Raw genomic sequence first — 23,113 nt, forward strand, 5'->3', positions numbered from 1 at the left:
ACGCCCTCGGTAGCCAGATAGCGCCTTTTCCACCGGGCGTGACCGAACGAACATTACCAGGCGGTGGGATAAACTCAGCCCCGCCATCAGGCGACAGACGGGGCTGATAACCTCAGTCCTCGGTATTTTGGGCCGTCTCGTCAGCCTTTTCAGGCTGGCCGACCGGGGTTCTCACCCAATGGGTGAACAGTTCGTACCAGATAGCCAGTACCACGGCTCCCACAAACAAACCGATGATTCCCGAGACCAGCATCCCGCCGATGGCACCAATCAGGATAACCGGCATAGGTATTTCGACACCCCGACCCATTAGCATGGGTTTCAGGATATTGTCCGACAAGCCAGCTAGCAGAACCCAGACCGTAAAGATGGTCGCCGGCGTCGTATCCATGTACGAAAAAACATAAATGATCACCGGCAGCACAATGATCAGTGCCGGTAACTGGGCAATCGCCAAAATAAAGACCAGCAGTGTCAGCCCGCCTGCCGCCGGGATGCCAAAGACGAAAAACGCCGCGCCAATCAAAATGGCCTGAATAAAAGCCACCCCAACCACACCCAGCAACACACTGCGAATCGTTGCGGCAATTAGGCTTGCCCACTGTTCCCCTTTCGGGCCGGCTATCCGTATCGACACGGTTTTGACCGCTTTCGACATGGACTCCGCATTGGCCATAAAGGCGGCGGCAATCAGCAGGGAAATGACGGACATCACCACCGTGAGCACCCCGCTTCCAAGGATGCCCGCAAACGCCCCGACGGCGGTTTTAATCTGTGGCAGATAATTGGTGATGGCTTGCTCCAGGTTGGTGGAGAATAATGACCAAATACTGTAGAGCTTGTCCCCTATCACCGGAATGGCCGCTATCCGGTCGGTCGGGCCGGGAATACGAATCTCTCCGGCCTGAAACACCTCCGTGAGCCTGATAATGCCATCATAAATTGACCCCATGACCAGAATCAGCGGCACAATCAGCACCAGCACACCGAGCAATGCCAGCAGCGTGGCGGCCAGACTTTCCTTGCCGTTGAGCCAGTTGGCCAGCTTTTTGGTCACCGGCATCAGCGCCACCGCAATAATAGCCCCCCACAGCACCGGGATAAGAAAGGGTTTAATGATGTCATAGGTCCACACGACCAGCACAAACAGCAAACCAATTCGAATGGCTGACTCGACCATGTTGTTGATAAAGGCACTGCTCGATTCTGAGTGTTGCGGATTTTGATTATTCATCATGTTTTTCCTGATTACTCTGACTGGCACCAACAAGGCTGGCTACCACAATAGCCATATAGAACACACCGGCAATCGCTTCCAGATACACGACAACCTGAGCAAACGGCGTCACCGGGCTGATATCACCGTAGCCCAGCGTTGTAAGGGTCACGAAGCTGAAGTAAGCAACATTGGTAAAGTTCAGCCCCCAATCCTGATATTCCAGCCCGTCAAAAGAACTAGGCGAAAATTCCAGAATTAACAAATAAAGAATCGCCCATATCAGCCCCAGCAACAGAAAGAGCGCGAGCGAGCCAACCACTTTGTTGTTATCAATCGAGCCCGTGAACAGGATCTGCCGAACAATGGCTTTAAAGGTGCCGATAAAAAACATGAGCATCAACAACATCATGGCAATGTCGACCTGCGTAATGCCGAAGACATTTTTGCTGATTGCCAATACGACCCAGATAATCATGATAGTCATCAAAAAACGATACCATCCGACGGCAAAGCGGAGGCTGATCAGGCAGACGAGAAAAGTAAAAATCGTGATGGCCTGAAAAATTGTGTCCAACCAGTTCTGTTTAATGACCATGCCGAGTGACGTGGAAATCAACAAAATGATCAGGGCCAACGTCATGTAGTAGAAATTGTTCTGCTCGGTGATTTTTCGCCCCATCCTACCGCCTCCTCATTGGTTCTGTTGCTTATCTGATTGGTCGAGGACCATGACCGACGCTGTCATACCGAATCGCAGGTGAACCCCTTCCGGCAGATCGCCAACCGTAATGCGCACCGGAATACGCTGTGCCAGCCGGATCCACTGGAAAACCGGGTTAACGTTAGGCAGCAGGTTATAGCCGACACTGCCGTCCTGCGGGGCAATCCCCCACCCCAGCGAGTCGACCACCGCATCAATTGGCTGCTCCGGATACGCCATCAGCGTCACTTTGGCATCATCCCCAATGTGAATACGAGACAGCTCATTTTCACGGAAGTACGCAAACACCCAGAAGCTGTTAACATCCACCAGCGCCAGCAACGGCTGATTCGCGACGGCCTGCGTTCCCTCCCGGATATCCAAGTTAGACACATAGCCATCGACCGAAGCCACTATCCGGGTAAACTCAAGATTCAGTTTAGCCGCATGTACTTTCTGCTCCGCAATACGAATTTGCACCAGCGATTCCTGATAGCTGATTTCCCTACGGGTTAAGTCTTTCAGCGACACCGCGCCACGATCTTTAGCCTGAATATCCAACAACCGGTCGTATTCGATTTTTTACCCTTGGCGCTGATACGGGATCGCTCCAGTGCCGATTCAGCCTGAGACAGCGCAACATCAAAGGTGGTCGGGTCAATTTCAAACAGCAAATCCCCTTTGCGCACAAACTGGTTGTCTTTCACCGCCACCGTTACCACCGGGCCGGAAACCCGCGGTGCCACTTTCACAATATTGGCCCTGACCTGTCCGTTTCGGGTCCAGGGATTGGCAAAATACTCCTCGTATTTCTGGTAGCCGAAATACACCGCCCCGCCAATGATCAGGACATTAATCAGCACCACGATGAGCTTTTTAATTTTTTTCATAGCTGCACCTAAAAACGGATAAAGTAGGCATCCACTGCCACGATGTAGAACACGACAAACGCTAGAAAAGTGACCGACGGAAAGGCAATCAGTCGGGACAACCGCGTGGCATTCAGCACCATCACAGTCACCCAGGCAGCCACAATGGCAATGACCACCACCAGCAAAAACGGGGAAAAATACACATCTCCCCACGATAATTCATATGGCATCAGGGTCCTCCCGGATAACGTTGCTTGGCCGGGTCAATCGGATCCCCGAACGGGGATTTGGCCGGCGTGACCGGTTCCGGCGCCCACGGCGGCAGTGTTGTCTCTTCCAGCATGTCACCCCAGTCGGTGCGCTCCGCCATTTTTTCGCGGGTCGCATCACTAACGAATGCCTTGCCGGTATTGGCTTCCCAGCCGCCGCCCAGCGATTTGTACAGCGCCACAACCTGCGTCGCGACACTACCTTTCACAATGGCGTAGTTATCTTCACTGCGGGTCATCTTCTCGACAGAATCCAGTAATCGCTCAAAGCTAATCTGACCGTTCTGGTACTGGGTCAGTGAGATGTTAAAGGCCCGAACCGAGGCATCCACAGAGTTAAACGCCAGCAGTTTCTGCTCACGGTTAAGCTGATAAGACTCCAGGGCATTCGTGACTTCCTGCACCGCCAGCAACACCTGCCGGTTGTAGTTGGTCAGGGTTTCCTCGAAACGGGCATCTTCCAGCCGGATATTATTTTTCACCCTGCCGTACTGAAAAATGTTCCAGGAAAAAGAAGGCCCCATTTGCAGGTTCAAGGCTTTACTGGAAGAAAAGTCACCACCGGCCGGTACTGTGCTGTCAAAACCAATGGCACCAAAGAGCGTAAACTGCGGATACAGGTCTGCCTGAGCGATCCCTATCCGGCTGCTTTGCGCATGTGCCTGTAACTCCGCCAACTGCAAGTCCGGGCGCCGCAACACCAGGGATGCTTCAATGCGTGGCTGAACCCGCGGCGGAACCGGTATCAGGGACAATTGATCATAGTTTTCAGACAGTCGGCTGTTGAGGTGGGTCTCATACTTGTTATCAAAGGCAGCGACTTTTGCCCTGACGGCGGGACTCTTCAGCAAGATCTCCACGTCGTCCGGCAGCATTCCCAGCAACACAGCCAGCGCATTACGGGACTGTATCAAACCGATTTTCAAGCTGGGCAAGGCAGACTGAGTGTTATACAGCTGGGTGTTCGCCTGCTGTACATCGAGCTCCGTCACATCGCCCGATTCATACTGCACCTGGGTAATTTTGGCGACCCGTTTCTGGATATCGATGTTACGCAGCGACAGCAGAATACGCTCTTCGAAGGTGCGGTAGTTGATGTAGTTGCGGACCACTTCCGCCGTAATGGTCACCAGCACATCATGATAAGAGGCAATAGAGGCATACATTGCCGCTTCTGCCGATTCTACGCCCCGCACGTAACGCCCCCAGACATCAAGCTCCCAGGCCGCATCAAACGTCAGGTTGGTATTATCGAAAGTTTGTTCCGACTGATAGACCTTTGCCAGTCGCCCGGATACCGTCTGCCGTTGTGGATACCGCAATCCGTCAGCCACCCCTAACGCCGCTCTGGCCTGCAAAATCCGCAAACCGGCCGCGGTCAGATCCAAATTCTGCTGCGCCGCCAAATCAACCAGATGATTGAGGTTGGGGTCGTTAAACTGCTGCCACCAGCGTGCGGTCTGCGTCTGGCTGAGCTGATAATCCCTCTGATCCCAACTGGTAGGCAACGGCACCGGATCAACTCCGGTAAAATTCGGCCCCAGTACGGTACAACCGGGCATGGAGGCCAAGACACCCACGAGAAACCAGACATTCAGTTTGCCTGTCACGCCTTTCCCCTTAAAAACGTGTCATGCGAAGTGCCGACCAGGGAACCTGATCATGGGCACGCTTACATAACATCAATGATTCAAATAAGTTTTTCTTCAAGTTTAGGAAAAAATAAAATCCGGCAATGTCTTTACTGCTGTGCTTTTCCAGCACGATATGCTCAAAATACTGATCCAACCGATGTTCCAGTTCATGATAATCCTGCCGGAGATCTTCCGATTCATGTGGTGGTGGATCCCTCTTCTCCGGTGCGGCCATCAGAGATTTAGCGACCGCCGGTAAAATTTGGTCCCGGTGTTTTTTCTGTGCATTAAGCACAATTTCGTTGTCGCTCAGCTTTGACTTGCCCCGATCCAGCATTAATAAATGATGCTGAAATACCTCACACGCAGCGATAAACGCTGCCATATCCTGCTGTTCGATATCGGGAAACGACTTTGTCGGTACTTTCTGGCTCCAGACCTTCATTTTACCCAGTGTGGCCTGCATGGTGACCCGATGCCACCGACGCAGAATACGATCCCGAATTGTCAGCTTTGGCTTTTGCATCAGCCGGAATAAGCGATAGCAGTGGCGGAAAAAACGTTCGCGGAAAATCAGCATCAGCGCTTCGGGGCGGCTGGTAAACGGCAGGTAATGCGACAAAATTACCGTGAACGTAATGAGGTAAAACATCGTCACTATGGTGATGGTGATATTGAAGTTGTACACCATGGTGTTGTTGATACCGATCGTGAACATCCCAAGCAGGAAGAAGATCGTGACCGGCCCTTTCAGCAGGTAGAAACCAATAAATGTATACATAAAAATGAATACGGCCAGTTCTGAGCCTATAGTCAGCTGTGGCAGGATAAAAACATAGGAAGGCACAGAAAACGCAAACCCGAGGGTAAACAGAATCAGCAGCAGCACCGGGTGTATCGGCATATAAGACAGCAGCGAAACCAGCAAGGCGCTGTATATCACCACATTGTATCCACCTGGTGGATTGAAATTGATCCAGAATGCGGCGGCCAGCCAGTAGGTCAGCAGTACCTTTATCGAAGTTTTGGCATTTTCAGCATCCCACCAGCGGAAGTCAGGTGTGGCGGCAGGCGTTGGCAGATCCAACCCTAATCCGCCCGTCACCGAATCAATACTGCTGATGCAGGTGCGCAACTGACACAGTTTTTCCTGAAGCTGACCAAGCAGATAATTCAGCGTAATCGCTTCGCCACGATAGAGATGGCTCGCCTGTTTCAGTACATCACCGTCACACTCTATCGGTTCAAGTGCCACAAGCGGATACACTTCTTTGCTCTCCCACGCTTCCGGCAAGCTGGCAAACAGCGCCGTAATCTCTTCACAGCGGGCAGAAAAATCGCGGATATAATGCTCCGGGTGCCCCCCGGCGCGGGGATGCTGTCTGGCAGCCATCGCGAGCAAATCTGTGATTTGGCTGAATAACGCCTGAGCACCGTCCCATTCCGTTTTATAGGCAGAAATTTCACTGCAATCGGCATTCAGAGTCTGATATCGGGTATCAAAGGCTTTCTGAGCGGCAAACATCGCTTGTGTTAATGCCATTAAATCTGTGTGAGAGGCATTTTTATCTGCTTCCGGCGAGATATGAGGCTGGGCCTGAGTCTGAGTCTGCGGAGCACTCCCTGAACCTGCATCGGAAACAATTCGCTCGGTATCCGTGCTGCGACTCTTATCGGACTGAAATTCCGCCGCTTGGCTTTTGTCCGCCATGTGGCTAACCGTTTCTGATGACGGGGATTCAGGTGGTTGGCAGATAGCATCAAATAACGCTTTCTGCGCCGCGGCCAGTGCGTCAGCCATCTGATGCAAGTTTTGCTCTACCCGGGGTGGAAACAAAAAGATCCCAATCAGGGTGTACACCACCACACCAAACACAGTCATATAAATACGTTCGATGCCGTAAAGAAACGCGCCCTGTGCATCACCACCGTGATACATCATCAGCGTGGTGACCCCGGTGAGCATGAACAAGGTGGGATCATTGAGATAGGCAGAGCGGATATAGAAAACCACCGTCACGACCAGCGACACCACCAGCAGATACAGCATGCGGTCTTGCGCGAACATACCCACCAGCACCAGTCCGATAAAGCCACCGAGCAGAGTGCCTAGAACCCGCAATGTCCCCTTTGCCAGCGATTCACGCCGACTGCCGGTTGATGCAATCAACATGACTGTCGTGGCTGCTGTTGACGGGTTACTCCAGCCCATCGCCATGGGGAACAAGTAGGCAAATGTCAGGCTGACCGCCACACGGAAGGCAAATTTGAACTTATCGCTCAGACAAAAAGGGATCAGCCACGTAGATGGCCGGGTCATCACAATTTCTGATTCGGCTGAGTTGCTGCCTTCTGTACTGGACAAGTGCGGCTCCCTCATGTGAACGACAACGCGCTGGGCTTAGGTCTGTAAAATTAAAGTCTGTGAAATTAAAGTCTGTGAAACTCAAATCAATGAAACTCAGGCACTCTGGATACTGCGGTTCGAAATGCAGTTCGGAGTCACTAGTTCGGCGCTGACAAAGCTATCTGACGGTTTCCCGTCGGCGTATGACGATGAAAGTTATTTTTCTTTAACCATAGAAATAATATGCGCTTTTTGAAAAATTTTTGTGCTGAACCTTAAACAAATTCGTTTAAGTATAAAAAAGACCCCGAAACTTTCGCTTCGGGGTCTGTCGGAGGTGTCCTTACATTGAGCAAGGCTATCGCTGAGGTCTGTATACCGGTTTGTCTCTAACCTTGTAGAGCTAACCCTGTGGAGCATTTGTGCCAGACATTAGGCCGGAAATTGGTTGGCTTAATTCGTTGCCTCTCAGGCTGTGCTCCCGTGCTATGTTTTTGAGCTGTGATCTTGTATCTATACTCGTAGCTATGCTTGTATCTATGCTCGATTCTATGCTCGTAGCTAGCTTAAATACATGCTGATAACTATGGCTCTTAAGCTACTTTATTGAGCTATTTCACTGGGACGCGTCATTCAACTGTGCTTCCCGTTGCAAGCTACTGATCGCATTCAGAAACAAACGCACAGCAGGCAACATACGGCTTTCATCAATATCAAAATCGCCGTTGTGGTGGCCTGCTGTCAGGTCTGAACCAATCAGGCAGTACACCGCCTTGCCACCGTTCGCCTGCACCCGATCAACCAGATAACCGGCGTCTTCACTGGCACCGAAATCTTTCTCACGCATCACATCGGCAAAGCCGCTCGGTTTCCCCAAGCGTTCCAACAGATTCACCATCTCGACATCGTTTTCCAGCCCAATCGCTTCGCCTTGTGGCCGGATCTCCACCTGCACGCTGTGCATCTGCCCTGCGGCCTTGGCGATCGTTTCAACCTGCTGGAACATATACGCGTTCAGCTCGCGATTTTCACCACGGGTTTCCCCCATCAGCACCGCATTTGCCGGAATCACGTTACGCCCGTCACCGGCATGCATCTGGCCAACGTTCACCCGTGTCATCCCGTCACGGTGACGGGGAATCGCCAGCATCTGAGTCACAGCCGTACAGGCCGCCGCGAGGGCGTTGTGACCGGCGTTAGGTTCAATACCGGCGTGAGCCGGTTTACCGGTAAAGTGCAAGTCAAACTTGGAGCTGCACAGGAAATGCTGAGGGTCACACACCAGCGTCCCGCTCGGCACATTCATTCCGATATGGGCGGCAAAAAGGTAATCCACATCGTCCAGCCAGCCACTTTCAGCAATGGCTTTACCGGCGCGACAGCCTTCTTCTGCCGGTTGGAACAGCAGCTTGATGGTACCTGTCATCTGAGATGTGTTGGCTGCCAGAATTTCTGCGATCCCAAGACCAATCGAGCTATGGGCATCATGGCCACAGGCATGGGTCACGCCCGGCTCCAGCGACGCAAAACCCAGAAAACGGGGACGATGTGAGTCATTCTGGCTTTCCATCACTTCAACAGCATCAATGTCAAAACGCATGGCAATGACCGGCCCCGGTTTACCGGTATCAAGAATGGCACCGACACCGGTAATGCCGTTCATTCTGGCCATGTAACGCTCATCCGCACCCCAGACCATTGCACGCTGCTGCGCTTGCGCCACCAGCGTTTCATCCCGCCCCATGATGGCATCCCGATGAATGATTTCATCGCTGAAGCACAGGGTATATCCCAGCGCTTCCAGGTGACCGGCAATCCGGCTGGTCGTGAAAAATTCCCGCCAGGCAGCTTCCGGATAACGGTGAAATTCCCGGCGAAAATTCATTAAGCGTTGGGTCAGCGACGATTCATCGAATTGTAAGTTAGTTAACACGTGTGTCTTCCTATTCGTTTCCTACGGCGTGCCGGCATTAATAGCCGGTCAGTTCCATATATCCTTGTCCTGAATGGCTGCCCGTTACTTTCACAGGTCCTTCCCAGTATGAAAAGATAAACGGCAACCATTGTTCCTTGCGGACAGTATCCACTTTCAGTTGTATTTGATAAGCAGGTAGCTCAATGTACCAGGCGTGAGGGTAACTGTGTCCCTCATCGTTAGTCGTAAAAGACACGGGCGACAGCTTAATATCTTCCGGCTTCAGCCCCTGAGTACGCCCATCCGGCCAACTGAGGGAGCCAAAATAATACGGACGGTGATCTTTTTCCCTGATCTGGTACAGCATCAGGGCACGACCGTCATCAAGGTGAATCGCAAACCAGTCCCAGCCCAGCTGGCTGTCTGACAGTCCGACACTGCTCCATTCCCGATCCAGCCAACCCTTACCTTCGACGTGGTAAAGTTTGCCGTCCAGCTCCAGTTCACCCTTCAGTGTCAGAAACGGCGCGCTGTAATAGTAAGAAGCGATCGGCTGAGTAGCATGTTTGCGGCTATAACCTTGAACGCCCTGCAGCACTAAAGGGCCGGTTTGCGTGATCTCCAGCTTACCCGCCATGTCCGGCTTGGGTGACTCCCCGTCAGCAAAGGTCAGTGTCGAGGGAAACGGTGAGTCGCTGTGAGACAACCATAACCAGTTATCCAGCCAGGCACGAAACGGCCGTCCGGTGACTCCGGCCTGACCAATCCCGCCACGGGCAAAGCGTTCTGCCGCCCAGAGCTTCTTCTCACCGGTGACCACCAGATGTGCCATATAACGTTGCGGATCCTGCCAGCCATTACCCGGTTGAGTCGATACGGCGTTGCGGAACAACGTCCACTGCAAGCCAAACTCTTCCCCGGTTTCACTTTTCAGGTTCGCAGTGAGATACCACCATTCATTGCGAAATTCCGGATGTGGCAGGTGATCCTGCGGAAATGTCAGCCTGACTCCCGGTTCGACTCGCGCAAACTGCTCACCACTTTCCTGACTGAGCATCACAATAGCCTGATCTTCGGGGTCGGACTCCGTCTCACACCCCTGCAGCGTCAGCAGACAGGCGGCCATCAGCAAAAATACCGGCAGCAGGCTGAGGGTTGATAGTGTGCGCATCAGAATGACTCCCGCAAAGACAGAATGGCTGACCGCTTCACCAACCGCCAGACCGGCCAGGCTCCGGCCAGCAACAGGACAAACAAGGCGGAGCCCAATGACATCAGGTAGTCGACCGGAAAATATTCGACCGGCATCGTCCAGCCAAACGAGTATTTGAGCACCACATCAATCAGCAACTGCGCCAGAATCAGCCCCAACGGCAGTGCAATCAGCGCGGTCATCACCCCGATCAGCAGCAACTGGCCGCCGCCCAGCAAGGCTAACTCGCGTCCGGTCATGCCCATGCAACGTAACAGAGCAAACTGGCGCTGACGCGATAACTCACCGGCAACCGTCGCAAAAAACAGACCGCAGACTGCGACAAACAGGGTCAGCTTACCCAAAGTGGCCGTGACCACAAAAGTACGGTCGAACACCCGCATGGCCTGTACCATCAGCTCGGCATTGTTGCGCACCCGCTCAGGTGGCAGACGGAATGTCTCCCCCAACTTTTTCATCATGCTCATGGTGTCAGCCCCTGGCTGCAGATGAATAGCCAGCCCAACCTGACCACGGTGCGGCCACAACTGCTGCCAGCGTTTGTGCGGAATAATCACCTGACCATGCGGGTTGCCGTAGTCGTAATACACGCCCGCGATCAACCATTTCTGGTTCAGCGGTGCAGGCATATCAATCACCTGACCCGGTTCCCAGTTATGTTTAATGGCCAGCGACTCACTGACCAGCATTGCCCGGCCATAATGCAGCCGCTGCCAGTATTCCGGCATGGCGACTTTAATGGCCAGCGCGGCTTTTTCTTCTTGGGTGCCGCCTACGCTGACCACCTGCAGTTTGCCGTAATCAGAAGGAATGGTATGACGCCATTGCCACCAGACCTGATCCACTTCTTCCTGCTTTTCCAGCCAGCTGGCAATGCGTGGTGCTACATTCGCCGATGGACGCACATAAATGTCCGCCGCCAATCGCTGATCCAGCCACACCTTGGTCGTATGGCGGAAACTGCCGGTCATGGTTTCCATCCCGATATTGGAAGCCAGAGCCAGCATGAAAGCCATTGCTGCTACCCCCCGATAGCTGAGGCTGGCCGCGGCATCGGAGAAAAACCAACGCAGACGTGCCGAACGGACGACAACGCCCAGCAACCGGAACAGTTGCCACAACAGATAAGGCATGCCTAATGCCGATGCAATCAGAATGCAGGCAATCAAAACAAACCCGGCCTGCTGTCCATGTGGCAGCTGATAAATACCATAGGCCGCTACCACAAACAAACAGGAAACCAGCGCCTGAATCGCAAACTCACGCCCGCTGAAACGCACCAACGACATATGTGTGGCCAGTCGTGCCGGCGGCGTTCGAATCAACCGTATCAGCGGCCAGCCACAGGCCAGCAGGCAACCCAGCAAGGCAATCAGCACCGAGGCAACGCCCCATTCCCAGTGCCAGCTGACTGACAGGCTGACGTTTGCACCGTACAAATTGTTCAATGTCTCGGCGACCGATGGCAGCAGTTGTTCGGCCAACATCAGGCCCAGCAGATTTCCGCCCACCAGCCCGAGCACAATCCAGACCAGCAATTCCACAATCAGGGCTTTGGCCAGTTGCAGAGAAGATACCCCAGCCTGACGCATCAGCCCTACCAACGGCTGGCGCTGCGTCAGCGATAACGACATCGCCTGATAAAAAATGAACAGTCCGACCACAAAGGCCAGCATTCCCATCGCAAACAGGTTCAGGTGAAACGCATTGGTAAGCGGTTCCAATCCTGCCGCTTCTTCTTTTTCCAGCTTAAGGGCAATTGGCAACTGACTTTCCAGACGGCGTAGTGCCTGCGGTGTCATCTTGCCGCACAGGATAGCTGTCAGGCCTGAGCCCGGCTGAATACTGCGCAGCAGGCTCATGTCCGCCAGCATACGGGGGCCGTTGATCCGCTCTTCATCCACCACATGAACAGGCCCGAGCTGACGCCCGTTTTCCAGCGTCAGGGGCTGGCCGTCTTCGATGCCCATGTAATTAGCCAGATGAGCCCCCACCATGATGGGATACGGCGGCTGCATCAGCTGCATGATCTGGTTCTGATTACGTGACGATAGTAAAGAGGCACCGTTAAACAAGGCGACCGGATCGATCCCGACGATTTCCACATCGCGTCCGTCTTGAGTGACGACCCGGATCTGATCCATAGGTACACACTGTTTGAACCCGTCCCGGCGAAGCTGGATATAAAACCCTTGCGGGACTTTCAGGGACGGCTGAGCATGGCGAATACGGTAGGGATAAGGATTGGAAAACAGTTGCTCACCGTCGCGGTAGCTTTCTCTGGCCTGCTGGTTGACACCCATAACGCCCACCAGCAGTGCGATACCCAGTGTCAGGCCAAACCAGACCAATACTATTTGCAGGGGGTGGCGTTTGTAGTGCCCCCATAGCGCCTTAGCTACGGGGTTTGACATGCAACTGCCCTCCCTGAAGGCGAATACAACCATTCATGTGATCGGCCACTTTGTGGCTGTGGGTCACCAGCAGCAACGTGCAATCCAGCTGTTTGGTCAGACGCACCAGCAGGCGGATCACTGCGTCGGCATTTCGCTCATCCAGACTGCCGGTCGGTTCATCGGCCAGCAGGATCTGCGGTTCCATGTATAACGCACGGGCAATCGCGGTACGCTGTTGCTGACCGCCGGACATCTCCTCAGGATAACGGCCCAGCAGCGGCATCAAATCTAGTGCAGAAATAATCTGACGCCAGAGCACAGGATCTTCATCCAGCCCTTTCAGCTGTCGACAAAAACGGATATTGTCGGCCGTAGTTAAGGTAGGCAGCAGATTAAACTGCTGGAAAACGAGGCCGATATTGTTCCGACGAAACGCCGTTCGGGCCCGCTCAGGGATAGCATGAATAGGCTGGTCACCGAGCCAGATTTCTCCGGCATCAGCGGTATCCAGCCCGGCGATCAGATTCAGCAACGTACTTTTGCCGGAACCACTTTCACCCATGAGTGCGAGTTGTTCACCTTGGTCTAATTCCAACTCAGCCCCTTGCAAAACAGAATGGTATTCATCACCATCCAGATAGCCTTTGCAAAGATTGACCAGTCGTAGCATGTGTATCCCCAAATTCAGGAAAGCAATTTGACGGGGGAATGTACTGTAATCCCTGTGTGGGTAAAAAGAGAATCGGGAAAAATCAGCGGTTCTTGTTATTTATTCAACAAATTCACCGCAATTTATCCAAATCTCATACACTTCCCGTCAAAAATTCATAAAAACAAGCCACTTAGCTATTTGGTTGCCCTAAGTGTTCTTTCTCAATTGTACCCTATTGGGCCCAAATAACTAACCCTTGTCACATTTTTCCACTACAGTGAATAGAGTCAGACACAAGGAGTAAGTGGCTTATGGGACAAACAATTTTGGTTGTTGGCGCTTCTGGATACGTTGGCAGCCACCTTGTTCCTGAACTGGTAAATGCCGGTTACCGCGTTAAAGCCACTGCAAGAAATATTAAACTGTTAGAACAACGAGGCTGGCAGGAAATCGACAACATTGAGATCCACCAACTGGATCTGGATACCCCCGACAACCTCGACACACTCCTTTCTAATACTGACATCGTTTTCTTTCTGGTACATGGCATGAATCACGGCCATGACTTTATTGATTTCGAAGCGCATGTTGCCCGAAATTTCAGTCAGGCGCTAAAACAAAGTACCGTAAAACGGGTGATCTATTTGGGCGCATTGCAGCCGAAAGATGGTCACTCATCCCACCTTGCCGCACGCAAAGCGACTGGCGAAATTCTCAGAGAAAGTGGCATTCCAGTTACCGAACTGCGAGCCGGCATTATCGTTGGCCCGGGATCTGCCGCATTCGAAGTGATGCGGGACTTTGTCTATCATTTCCCGGTTCTGATCACGCCGAACTGGGTGCACACCCATAACTCGCCGATTGCGCTGCGAAACCTGCTCTATTATCTGATGGCATTACTGAAGTTTAACCCCTGCCGCCATCAGATCATGGACATTGCCGGTCCGGAACCTCTGACTTATGCCACACAGTTGAGAAAAATCGGTCAGCGTGCCGGTAAAACAGTGCGGATTCTGCCCCTGCCCTTTTTGTCGCCGAAGTTTGCCGCGCTCTGGCTGCGTTTTGTCACGTCAGTTCCGACCAACATCGCCAGAGCCTTAATTGGCGGGATCAGTCTGGATCTTAAAGCAGACGGTTCAGCCATACAGTCGCTGATCCCACAACGTCTGCTCAGTTACGACGAAGCTGTTGATGAATCACTCAGTCATGAAACCGAAGTCGTACGCAGCGAAATTTGGGGGTTCGATCCCGATGCCCTCGCCCGCTGGCAACCCGGTTACGGCTATTACGCCAAGCAGGCGGGCTACACCTTAAAAACCGATGCGACAGCCGAGCAGCTATGGCGTCAAGTACAACTTGTCGGAGGCAAAGAAGGGTATTTTTTTGCCAACATATTGTGGCGGATTCGGGAATGGATGGACTGGTGTATCGGTGGTGATGCGCTGAAACGCTATCGGCGGGATCCGGAAAACTTGAAACTGGGAGACAAGGTCGATTCCTGGAAAGTCATCAACATAGAGCCAGGCCGCTTCCTTTCCCTGCTGTTTGGCATGAAAGCTCCAGGGCTGGGACGGCTCGAATTTACCATTGATGATCATGGCGATCACCGTACGTTGGATATTCGCGCCTGGTGGCACCCGGCAGGGTTTTCCGGGTTACTGTACTGGTTTGCCATGATGCCGGCCCACCTGTTCATTTTCCGCGGCATGACGCACGCTGTGGTTAAACGCTGTAAGGCCACAGCGCAGGAAGGCAAAACGGAAACCATCTGAACTTCTCACCTTCTGGTTAAGCTCGAAGGCATACAAAAAAAATTCCATAGCGGCGATGCCCACTCACTGATTCCCTGAAAAAAGCGATACTCCAAGCAAAGATGCAAGACAAAAAAGCCTGCGCGAAAAAAAACGAGCCTCTCAGAGGCTCGTTTTCATCGGGTTACTGGTGCTGAACCGGAATCTCAGGAATGGATGGCCCGGCATTGCGCGGATACAAAATGTACTCACCGTGATATTTCACGATGGATTTATAATCGGTCACTTTAAACAGCAACAGGCCGTGCTGATACGCCACTTCAACCAGCTCACGCACATCGCCACGAACAAACAGCGACAGGGGTTTTACCATCAAGCTGTCGGCTGTGTCACCGTCAAATGCCAGTTTCGACTGAGTCGCACACACTACCAGCGATGCCTGACCGTCGGTATGATGCGTCACCTTGCGGTTGACCTCATATTCCGTCGTGACCAGCCAGTCTTTTTCGGTCAGAGACGCATACAGCCCTGTCAGTTGTGAACGCGTAATGTCAGCGGCCTTCTCTTCAACCGCCTGTTCTGCCTCGTCACCCTTTTGGCGCGGCACACCGGCATAAGTGGCCTGAATCTGCTGAAACTGCTGCTTCATCTGGGCCTTTGTGCCCTGACTGCGTGCCTGTTTCTGCCAGCTCACTAGTGTTGTGGCAACACTGTGATCATAGCGCTGCTGTTTGATCGCCTTGGTCACCCAAGCACTGAGAAAATGCGTTTCACTCACCGGGTTATTCGGCGTTTTACCGCTGCGGATGGCTTCCGCCAGTTCGTTTAACCCGTCGGAGACCAGCTTGCTGAGCTCCTCAATATATACAGCCATGTGTTTCCTTATGCGTTTCGGGAAAATAACCAATAAAAGCCCGCAGATAATACTGCACATAACGCCATGGTCAATGCCATTGGCCACGCTGTCGCATCCGGCATGGCTGCAACCAGACTACCAATAACCGAACCGGTACCAAATCGCATTGTGCCCGCCAGTGAAGACGCTGTTCCCGCCATGTGCGGATACTTCGCCAGCAAGCACGCCATGGTGTTACTTCCGATGATCGAAATAGTACCAACATACAGCATCACCGGCACAACAACGCCCCACAGCCCCAGATCAAACACCTGACCGATAACCAGCCCTGCTCCGGCGATCAATTGAACCCCCAGACCAAAACGCAGCATCCAGTGCGACCCTTTTTTGCGTACCAGACGGCCATTCAGGCTGGTCATCAGAATCAGGCAGACAATGTTAAGGCCAAACAGCAAACCAAAGTTTTCAGTGCTGACCTGATACAGATCGATATAAACGAATGAGCCGACCGTCAGGAAAGTAAACATCCCGGCAAACGAGAAACCGCTGCTGAAGATCAGACCGACGGCTTCTGGTGTCACCAGCATCCGGGCATAGTTCCGCAAACTGGCGCCGAGATGAAACGGCAGGCGTTTTTCTACCGGCAGGGTTTCGGGTACTTTTCCCAGCACCGCCAGAATGATGATGACGGCAAACAGTGCCAACACCCAGAAAATAGAACGCCAGCCCAGCCATATCGACAGATAGCCACCGATCATCGGGGCAGCAAGCGGCGCAATCGTCATGACCAGGGTGATAAACGACATGGTGCGGGCAAACTCTTCCCGCTCAAACATATCCCGCACCAGCGCCTGAATAATGACCGCAGCAGCCGCTCCGGCAAAACCCTGAGCAGCACGTACCCATGTCAGCTGAGTAATATCCTGACTGAGCGCACTGACCACTGCCGCCGCAGCGAACAGCAACACCCCGATCATCAGTACCGGACGTCGCCCGTAGCTGTCTGCCAAAGGTCCGTGTAATAACTGACCAATCGCAAAGCCAGCAGTATAGGCCGTCAGAGTTACCTGCACAGCACCGGGTACAACCCCGAGATCTCTGGCAATGCTCGGCATCGCCGGCAGATACATATCAATCGCCAGCGGCGTCAGCGCTGCTATCGCCCCCAGGATCAGAATCATTTGAAAACTCAGCCTAGGGCTGTCGGATGTGGTCATAAAATCTCAATGCAGAAGATGAGGAAAAAGAGAGCTATTGTACGATGAATTTCATCATTTCACTCTTTCCTAATAGGAAATGATAAGTTTCTGATGAATTGATCTTGATCACAGGTATAAAAACAAGCAAGCCCCGGCTCGGGGCTTGCTTATTACATTAGAACAGTTATTCCGTGACGATCGGTTAATCAACCGAGCAATCTCGATAATGGCGCAACACGCGAGATAACCAGCCAGTCCAGCACCAGAACCGTCACAATCGCCAGGCCTGCAAGCGGAAAACAAACACCAAGTACAGCGATCACTACCATTGCGCCTTTCCAGAGTGCCGGATCATTAGGTGCTGGCGGAGGTGACAGACTCAGCTTGCCTTTCGGGCGACGTAACCACCACATCACAATGCCGCTCAGGCTGATCAGAACAAAGGACAGACACAATACCGTGTTCACCGCTTTATTTGCATACCCCATATCGCCCTCATGCAGGGCAATTCCCCATGCCATTGTTTTCGCCATCGCGGTGTAGTCAGCATATTTCACATCAGCCAGCACCTTGCCGCTGTATTGATCAATATGCATGGTGCGATCCTGCGTGGCGTCGGTAATGTCTTTCCCCATGGTACTGGCCATGATGGTGTAAACACCGGTTGCGCTCTGCGGCAGATTCAGACGGTAGTTCGTGAACCCTTCCTGACGGGCAAAAGCCGTCACGCTGTCAATGTTGACGTTGCCGACGATACCCTGTTGCAGCGGACGAGCCGGTACTGATGTCATCATATGATGACCTGCATGATGGCTGGCCGCATTCGCCGTGTCGGCTGCCGTCTCGGTCATCTCTTCCTCAGTGATAACGGACATGGGCATAGGCGTTTGCTCAAGGTTCCACGGCACCTCTTCCGCTTCACCGTGATTCATTGCCGCATGGGTAACATCCGACAACGGCGCATCACCAAAGACCCCGGCAGGAAAACTGTTCCATGCCTGAACCATTTTACTGCCCCATACACCCGACCAGGAAAGGCCGGAGAGTAAAAACAACAGCAGGAACACTCCCGTTACTACCCCGACATTGGCGTGAGCGTCTCGCCAGAAGGTTCGCTTGCCCTGCCCCAAACGTAGCCGGAACATCCCTGCGCGGCTGGCATTGTCGCGTGGCCACCACAGGTACAACCCGCTGACCAGCAAGATCACCCCGAAGCTGGCGGCCAGTTCAATCAGACGATCTCCGGTTTCACCAATGAGGAGTGTGCCGTGAATATCATTCGCCAACTGATACATGGTGTTGTCACGCGGGATACTGCCGAGCACCTGCGCCTGATAAGGGTTTACCGTGACAAACAGCCCTTCGCCCTGTTGGGTCACAACGGCAAAACGGCTGACATCCTCAGGGGTTTTCGGCGGGAGGTATTGCTTGATGGTTGCCTCAGGAAACTGCTGGCGAACCACCTCCAGTTGCTGGCTAACCGATATTCTCTGCCCGGCAGATTCTACATGTAACAGGTTCTGATAGCGGTAATTTTCAAGGGTGCCGGCATACATCATCATCAAACCGGTAATCGCCAGCATGATAAGAAACGGCGCGACATACAATCCGGCGTAAAAATGCCAGCGCCATGCCGTCCGATAAAATGCCCGGCGTTGAGACAGGGGCGACTGAATGTCAGATGCAGTGACCTGACACTGAGAAGTGTTCATGGTATTTCCTTTACAAAGCTGCTTTTTTAAACGCACAACAAAAAACGGCTCCGCCTACTGCGCGATAAGAAGTCGCATCAGCAACGAAGTCGATGATGAATGTGTCTGATTTTTTATTTTATTGAGAGAAGTTCAGGCTTAGCTGAAAGATGATGTGATGACGACCGGCGGGGCTCGGGTGATAAAAAAGGCATACTCCCAGCCTTGGGGAGTAAAGTGATACCGGTACGGGGCCAGTTCCTGATGCTTAACACCAGGGTCAAGCCATCGGTCATCAGCATGAGCCAAACTGAATAAACCAATGGGACATTGCCCGTGGGTGTCATGCTGGAACTGCTGGGTTTGCCCGTCAGCCAGTTTCACCAACTTGAAGCCACTTAAGGTACAGAGAGAAGCCCACACACCAACAGGTTGGTTATGGGCGTTGACAACCGGCATAGCAACGAGCACAAACCAGCTCAGCAGGCTGGCCAGAAACATCGTTCTGATATAAGGCGTTCTCGGTTGCATCGTTCCCTGTTGCATAAGTATTCGTAACGAAGATAGGGACGAGATAGTAAAAAGATTGGATACTGTTTACAACCAAATGTAAGAAATTAGTGACATTGTTAACAGGAAATCAGGCGTCCCATAAGCATGTAGCCAGGACACGACTTTTCTTGTCTGATTGTTCGGTGGAAATGCGAAGAAGTGAAGAAGTGAAGAAGTGAGAGAGTAAAAATAAAAACTGAATGATGTGGCACCCTGACCGGGCCAAGTAGAAAAACAGACTCTCAGCCTCTACTTACGCAGATTTAATGCTAAGAGCCATATATTCATCATGTTTAACCCACGCTCGTGAACGCAGATTAAAAGAAATCAGAGGACATCAAAGAAAAGCAGCGATCTCTTCGTCGGTCAGCGGACGGTACTCACCCGGTTCCAGATCGTCATCCAGCTCGACAGCGCCGATTTTTTCACGGTGCAAGGCTTCAACCTTGTTTCCTACCGCAGCAAACATACGCTTCACCTGGTGGTATTTACCTTCAGAGATGGTAATCACCGCTTCACGCTCACCCAGAATTTCCAATTTCGCCGGGCGGGTCAGTTCTTTTTCGCCACGCAGCTGAACGCCTTGTGCAAACTGTTCAATTACCTCTTCGGCAATCGGATCAGCCAGTTCAACGTAGTACACTTTCTCACACACATGGCGTGGGGATGTAATACGGTGAGACCACTGACCATCATCAGTCAACAGCACCAGACCGGTGGTATCACCGTCAAGACGGCCTGCAACATGCAGTTTCTCCGGGCTGACTTCATCCAGCAACACAAAAACGGTCGGGTTGTAGTCATCGACATGTGAACAGACAAAACCGGATGGCTTGTTCAGCATAAAATAACGCGGCCCTTCAAAACGGAGTGAACGCCCGTTGAATTCGACATCGCAATCATCCGTCACTTTCAGCGCGCCGTTCTTCACGACTTCGCCATTGACTTCAACCTGTTTATCTTTTAGCAGCTTACCCGCTTCTTTTCGGGTAATGCCCAGTGTGGTGCACAGAAATTTATCAAGCCTCATGAGGGGCTCCAGATGGTACAAAAACGCGTATTCTACCAACATCCGTCAGCGCATAACATCCTGGTCATGGAAAATGGGCTAAAATGGAATCACATCATTAAATGAGCACTGTTCATTGCTTACAGGTATCCCTTTTGGGCAAAGTAGATTTTCAGTGCTAACCTGAAACCCGTTACAAATGCATTTTCCAACTAAGCTCATAAACTAGAACATTTTTGGGTTTTTGTGGTCTGAATCAGTGGACGTGTCGGAAGATGGTTACGTATAACAGGATGTAATACCGATTCATCAAACATGATGGAGCTCAACTGCAAAGGTCAAACTATGAAGATTTCACTTGTTGCGCCAAGTCTGTCCTCAATGGATATGCTGCTTAAGCTTGTTGGCGAATTGTTTGAATATGAAGTGCTGCCTCAGAAAAAAGAGCAAACCCAGCACGCTATTCAACAGTTGCTGAACAACCCTGAGCTTGGCCAGGCTTGGTTTATTGAAGTGGACGTTGACGGTGAAAAATTCATCGCCGGACATATTATTATCAGCTTCAGCTTTAGCCTGGAACATGGCGGCCGTATAGGCCTGATTGACCAGTTCTACCTTAAACCGGAATGGCGCCAACAAGGGATTGGTACCGAGCTAATCCCACAGGTTGAACAGCATGTTGCTTCTGCAGGGGTCAATGCCCTGTCGCTAGAGGTTAACATTGGTAACAGCGGTGCCCGTAAGTTCTATGAAAAACACGGTTTTGTACCGCGTCGTCAGTTCTGCATGATGACCAAGGTTCTTAAGCCAGCTGAAATGCCGCTAAATCTTGCTTCTTAAAACGTTTCAGGCCCTGTATGTACACAGGGCCTGCTTCACTTGTGGTGATTTCCCCAGTTCCTCCTCTGTACCATTTTTTCACGCTAATATCGGCTTACGAATCTCAGCTCTCTAATCCCTGCGGCTCCCTCATCTCTTCTCCGGCTCGCTAATTGGTGCCACAGTCTGTACACTGTCGCTTCACCAGATTTACTCTCATTGATTGTCCCGCTCTGCCGGACTGACCCTTGTTTTCAACTATGTACACTCTTCGCCCATACCAACAAGACAGCGTTAACGCGACCATCCATTATTTCCGAAAGAACAGCACCCCAGCCGTGCTGGCTCTGCCAACCGGTGCAGGTAAAAGCCTGGTTGTTGCCGAACTGGCTCGTATTGCACGCGGCCGGGTACTGGTTCTGACCCACGTCAAAGAGCTGGTTGAGCAAAACCATGCCAAATATGAAAGCTATGGCCTGAAAGCCTCCATTTTCTCGGCGGGCCTGGGCCGCAAAGAAACGGATCAGAAGGTGGTATTTGCGTCTGTACAATCGATGGTTAACAGTCTGGATCAGTTTGCGAACGAGTTTTCGCTGCTGGTTATTGACGAGTGTCACCGGGTTCCGGATGACGAAAACAGTGCGTATCGCCGGGTAATCAAGCATGTGCAGGATATTAACCCCGGCATCAAAATTCTCGGATTAACCGCCACCCCATACCGACTTGGGATGGGCTGGATTTACAAATACCATACCCGGGGTCAGGTTCGAACCGAGCAGGACAGATTCTTCCGAGATTGCATTTTTGAGCTGCCAATCCGCTACCTGTTGGATGAAGGCTTTCTCACCGAACCCAAAGTCATGGACATGGCCGTTATCGGCTACGACTTCTCGAGCCTGAAACCGGCCAATAACGGGCGGTTCCGGGAAGCAGATCTGGACAGCGTTATCGAACAGTCGGGCCGTGCCACTCCGATGATCATTGATCAAGTCATCGACTATGCGAAAGATCGTCGGGGGGTGATGATTTTTGCTTCTACCGTCAACCACGCCAAGGAAATAATGGGCTATCTGGCCAATGAACAGGCCGCTCTGGTGGTAGGTGACACTCCGCAAGATGAGCGGGATCGCATCATCGATGACTTCAAGCAACAGAAACTGAAATATCTGGTGAATGTATCGGTGCTCACCACCGGATTCGACGCGCCGCACGTGGATTTGATTGCGATTCTGCGTCCGACAGAGTCCATAAGCCTGTACCAGCAAATTGTCGGACGCGGCCTTCGCTTGTTCGAAGGTAAAAAGGACTGCCTGGTGCTGGAATACGCAGGTAACTGTTATGACCTTTATCAGCCGGAAGTCGGCGATCCCAAACCGGACAGTGACAGCGAAGTGATTATGGTGCCCTGCCCCGCCTGCGGCTTCAATAATAGCTTCTGGGGTAAATTAGACGCGGCAGGGTTCCTGCTCGAGCATTATGGTCGTCGCTGCCAGGGGTATTTTGAAGATGATGACACCGGCGAACGAGAAGAATGTGGTTACCGTTTCCGGGCTAAATACTGCGAAGAGTGCGGTGCCGACAACGACATCGCCGCCCGACGCTGCCATGTCTGTGATGCCGTAATGGTCGACCCGGATAAAAAACTGCGGGATGCCCTGAAACTCAAAGACGCGATGATCATGAAATGCACCGATTTGCGCCTTGAACCCGGCAAGAACAAGTTTGGCAAACCACAACTGAAAGTGATTTATGTCAGTGATGAAGGGGCGGAAATCAGCGAAGTCTGGACCTTATCGACCAAAGGGCAAAAAGACGAATTCCTGCGCAAATTTATTAACCCGCATCTGGTCGACCGCCACCGTCCGTTTACCGATACGGCTCCCACCAAAGTGGCCAATAATGAGCACCGCCTGAGGCCGCCCGAAGTGGTGATTGCCCGCAAAAATGGTCGCTTCTGGGCGATCAGAGACAAGCTGTTCGATCTGGATCAGTACCAGAAAGCCTGATGCTGAAACTAAA

17 protein-coding genes and 1 pseudogene are annotated in these 23,113 nt (G+C 52.2%); 3 read left to right on the plus strand and 15 right to left on the minus strand.

Translation table 11 applies throughout. From position 1 onward, the window contains the following. Positions 1-112: 112 nt before the first annotated feature. From FH974_RS08990 to FH974_RS09035, 10 genes and pseudogenes are all read right to left on the minus strand, one after another. A complete protein-coding gene (locus FH974_RS08990) occupies positions 113-1,234 on the minus strand; it encodes an AI-2E family transporter (protein ID WP_207103705.1) in 1,122 nt (373 codons plus the stop codon). Continuing rightward, positions 1,227-1,898 (minus strand): potassium channel family protein, encoded by a 672-nt coding sequence (locus tag FH974_RS08995; RefSeq protein WP_047885617.1) that lies wholly within the window; start codon positions 1,896-1,898, stop codon positions 1,227-1,229. The genes FH974_RS08990 and FH974_RS08995 overlap by 8 nt, the downstream gene beginning before the upstream one ends. A 12-nt stretch (positions 1,899-1,910) precedes the next feature. Next, positions 1,911-2,800, minus strand: a pseudogene (locus tag FH974_RS09000) (HlyD family secretion protein). A 17-nt stretch (positions 2,801-2,817) separates the two neighbouring features. Then, on the minus strand, positions 2,818-3,021 hold the full coding sequence (locus FH974_RS09005) for a DUF1656 domain-containing protein (RefSeq protein ID WP_207103209.1): 204 nt from the start codon (positions 3,019-3,021) through the stop codon (positions 2,818-2,820). Further along, positions 3,021-4,622: a TolC family protein gene (locus FH974_RS09010; protein ID WP_207103706.1), complete on the minus strand. Its 1,602-nt coding sequence runs from the start codon at positions 4,620-4,622 to the stop codon at positions 3,021-3,023. Before FH974_RS09010 ends, FH974_RS09005 begins: the two co-directional genes overlap by 1 nt. A gap of 58 nt (positions 4,623-4,680) precedes the next feature. Next, positions 4,681-6,978 carry an FUSC family protein gene (locus tag FH974_RS09015; RefSeq protein ID WP_242551886.1) on the minus strand — a complete coding sequence of 766 codons (2,298 nt, stop codon included), beginning with the start codon at positions 6,976-6,978 and terminating at the stop codon, positions 4,681-4,683. 679 nt (positions 6,979-7,657) lie between these two features. Then, positions 7,658-8,974: an amidohydrolase gene (locus FH974_RS09020; protein WP_207103211.1), complete on the minus strand. Its 1,317-nt coding sequence runs from the start codon at positions 8,972-8,974 to the stop codon at positions 7,658-7,660. A gap of 37 nt (positions 8,975-9,011) precedes the next feature. Continuing rightward, on the minus strand, positions 9,012-10,127 hold the full coding sequence (locus FH974_RS09025; RefSeq protein WP_207103212.1) for a lipocalin-like domain-containing protein: 1,116 nt from the start codon (positions 10,125-10,127) through the stop codon (positions 9,012-9,014). Beyond that, positions 10,127-12,583, minus strand: a complete 2,457-nt coding sequence (locus FH974_RS09030; protein ID WP_047885622.1) for an ABC transporter permease — start codon at positions 12,581-12,583, stop codon at positions 10,127-10,129. The genes FH974_RS09025 and FH974_RS09030 overlap by 1 nt, the downstream gene beginning before the upstream one ends. Then, positions 12,564-13,235, minus strand: a complete 672-nt coding sequence (locus tag FH974_RS09035) for an ABC transporter ATP-binding protein (protein WP_207103213.1) — start codon at positions 13,233-13,235, stop codon at positions 12,564-12,566. The genes FH974_RS09030 and FH974_RS09035 overlap by 20 nt, the downstream gene beginning before the upstream one ends. A gap of 293 nt (positions 13,236-13,528) precedes the next feature. On the opposite strand from FH974_RS09035, the gene FH974_RS09040 reads away from it, so the two are divergent. Next, positions 13,529-14,989, plus strand: a complete 1,461-nt coding sequence (locus FH974_RS09040; RefSeq protein WP_207103214.1) for a DUF2867 domain-containing protein — start codon at positions 13,529-13,531, stop codon at positions 14,987-14,989. Positions 14,990-15,152: 163 nt separating this feature from the next. On the opposite strand, the gene FH974_RS09045 is transcribed toward FH974_RS09040, so the two are convergent. The 5 genes from FH974_RS09045 to rsuA all read right to left on the minus strand — a co-directional run bounded on the left by FH974_RS09045 (position 15,153) and on the right by rsuA (position 20,296). Continuing rightward, positions 15,153-15,842: a DUF2913 family protein gene (locus tag FH974_RS09045; protein ID WP_207103215.1), complete on the minus strand. Its 690-nt coding sequence runs from the start codon at positions 15,840-15,842 to the stop codon at positions 15,153-15,155. A gap of 8 nt (positions 15,843-15,850) precedes the next feature. Beyond that, positions 15,851-17,041 carry a Bcr/CflA family multidrug efflux MFS transporter gene (locus tag FH974_RS09050; RefSeq protein ID WP_207103216.1) on the minus strand — a complete coding sequence of 397 codons (1,191 nt, stop codon included), beginning with the start codon at positions 17,039-17,041 and terminating at the stop codon, positions 15,851-15,853. 188 nt (positions 17,042-17,229) lie between these two features. Then, positions 17,230-18,735 (minus strand): PepSY-associated TM helix domain-containing protein, encoded by a 1,506-nt coding sequence (locus FH974_RS09055; RefSeq protein ID WP_207103217.1) that lies wholly within the window; start codon positions 18,733-18,735, stop codon positions 17,230-17,232. A gap of 138 nt (positions 18,736-18,873) precedes the next feature. Next, entirely contained in the window at positions 18,874-19,260 is a 387-nt protein-coding gene (locus FH974_RS09060; protein ID WP_157038323.1) for a hypothetical protein, read from the minus strand. A gap of 343 nt (positions 19,261-19,603) precedes the next feature. Then, a complete protein-coding gene (gene rsuA, locus FH974_RS09065) occupies positions 19,604-20,296 on the minus strand; it encodes a 16S rRNA pseudouridine(516) synthase RsuA (RefSeq protein ID WP_047885628.1) in 693 nt (230 codons plus the stop codon). A gap of 324 nt (positions 20,297-20,620) precedes the next feature. Here rsuA and FH974_RS09070 point away from each other — a divergent pair, with 324 nt between their 5' ends. Together FH974_RS09070 and radD are read left to right on the plus strand one after the other, a co-directional pair. Further along, the gene (locus tag FH974_RS09070) at positions 20,621-21,115 is read left to right on the plus strand and encodes a GNAT family N-acetyltransferase (RefSeq protein ID WP_207103218.1); all 495 of its coding nucleotides are present in this window, start codon (positions 20,621-20,623) and stop codon (positions 21,113-21,115) included. Between the two features lie 239 nt (positions 21,116-21,354). Further along, positions 21,355-23,100 carry a DNA repair helicase RadD gene (gene radD / locus FH974_RS09075; protein WP_207103219.1) on the plus strand — a complete coding sequence of 582 codons (1,746 nt, stop codon included), beginning with the start codon at positions 21,355-21,357 and terminating at the stop codon, positions 23,098-23,100. Positions 23,101-23,113 lie beyond the last annotated feature (13 nt).

The organism is Photobacterium ganghwense, from assembly GCF_017329545.1.
In the GTDB taxonomy this organism is placed as follows: Bacteria; Pseudomonadota; Gammaproteobacteria; order Enterobacterales; family Vibrionaceae; genus Photobacterium; species Photobacterium ganghwense.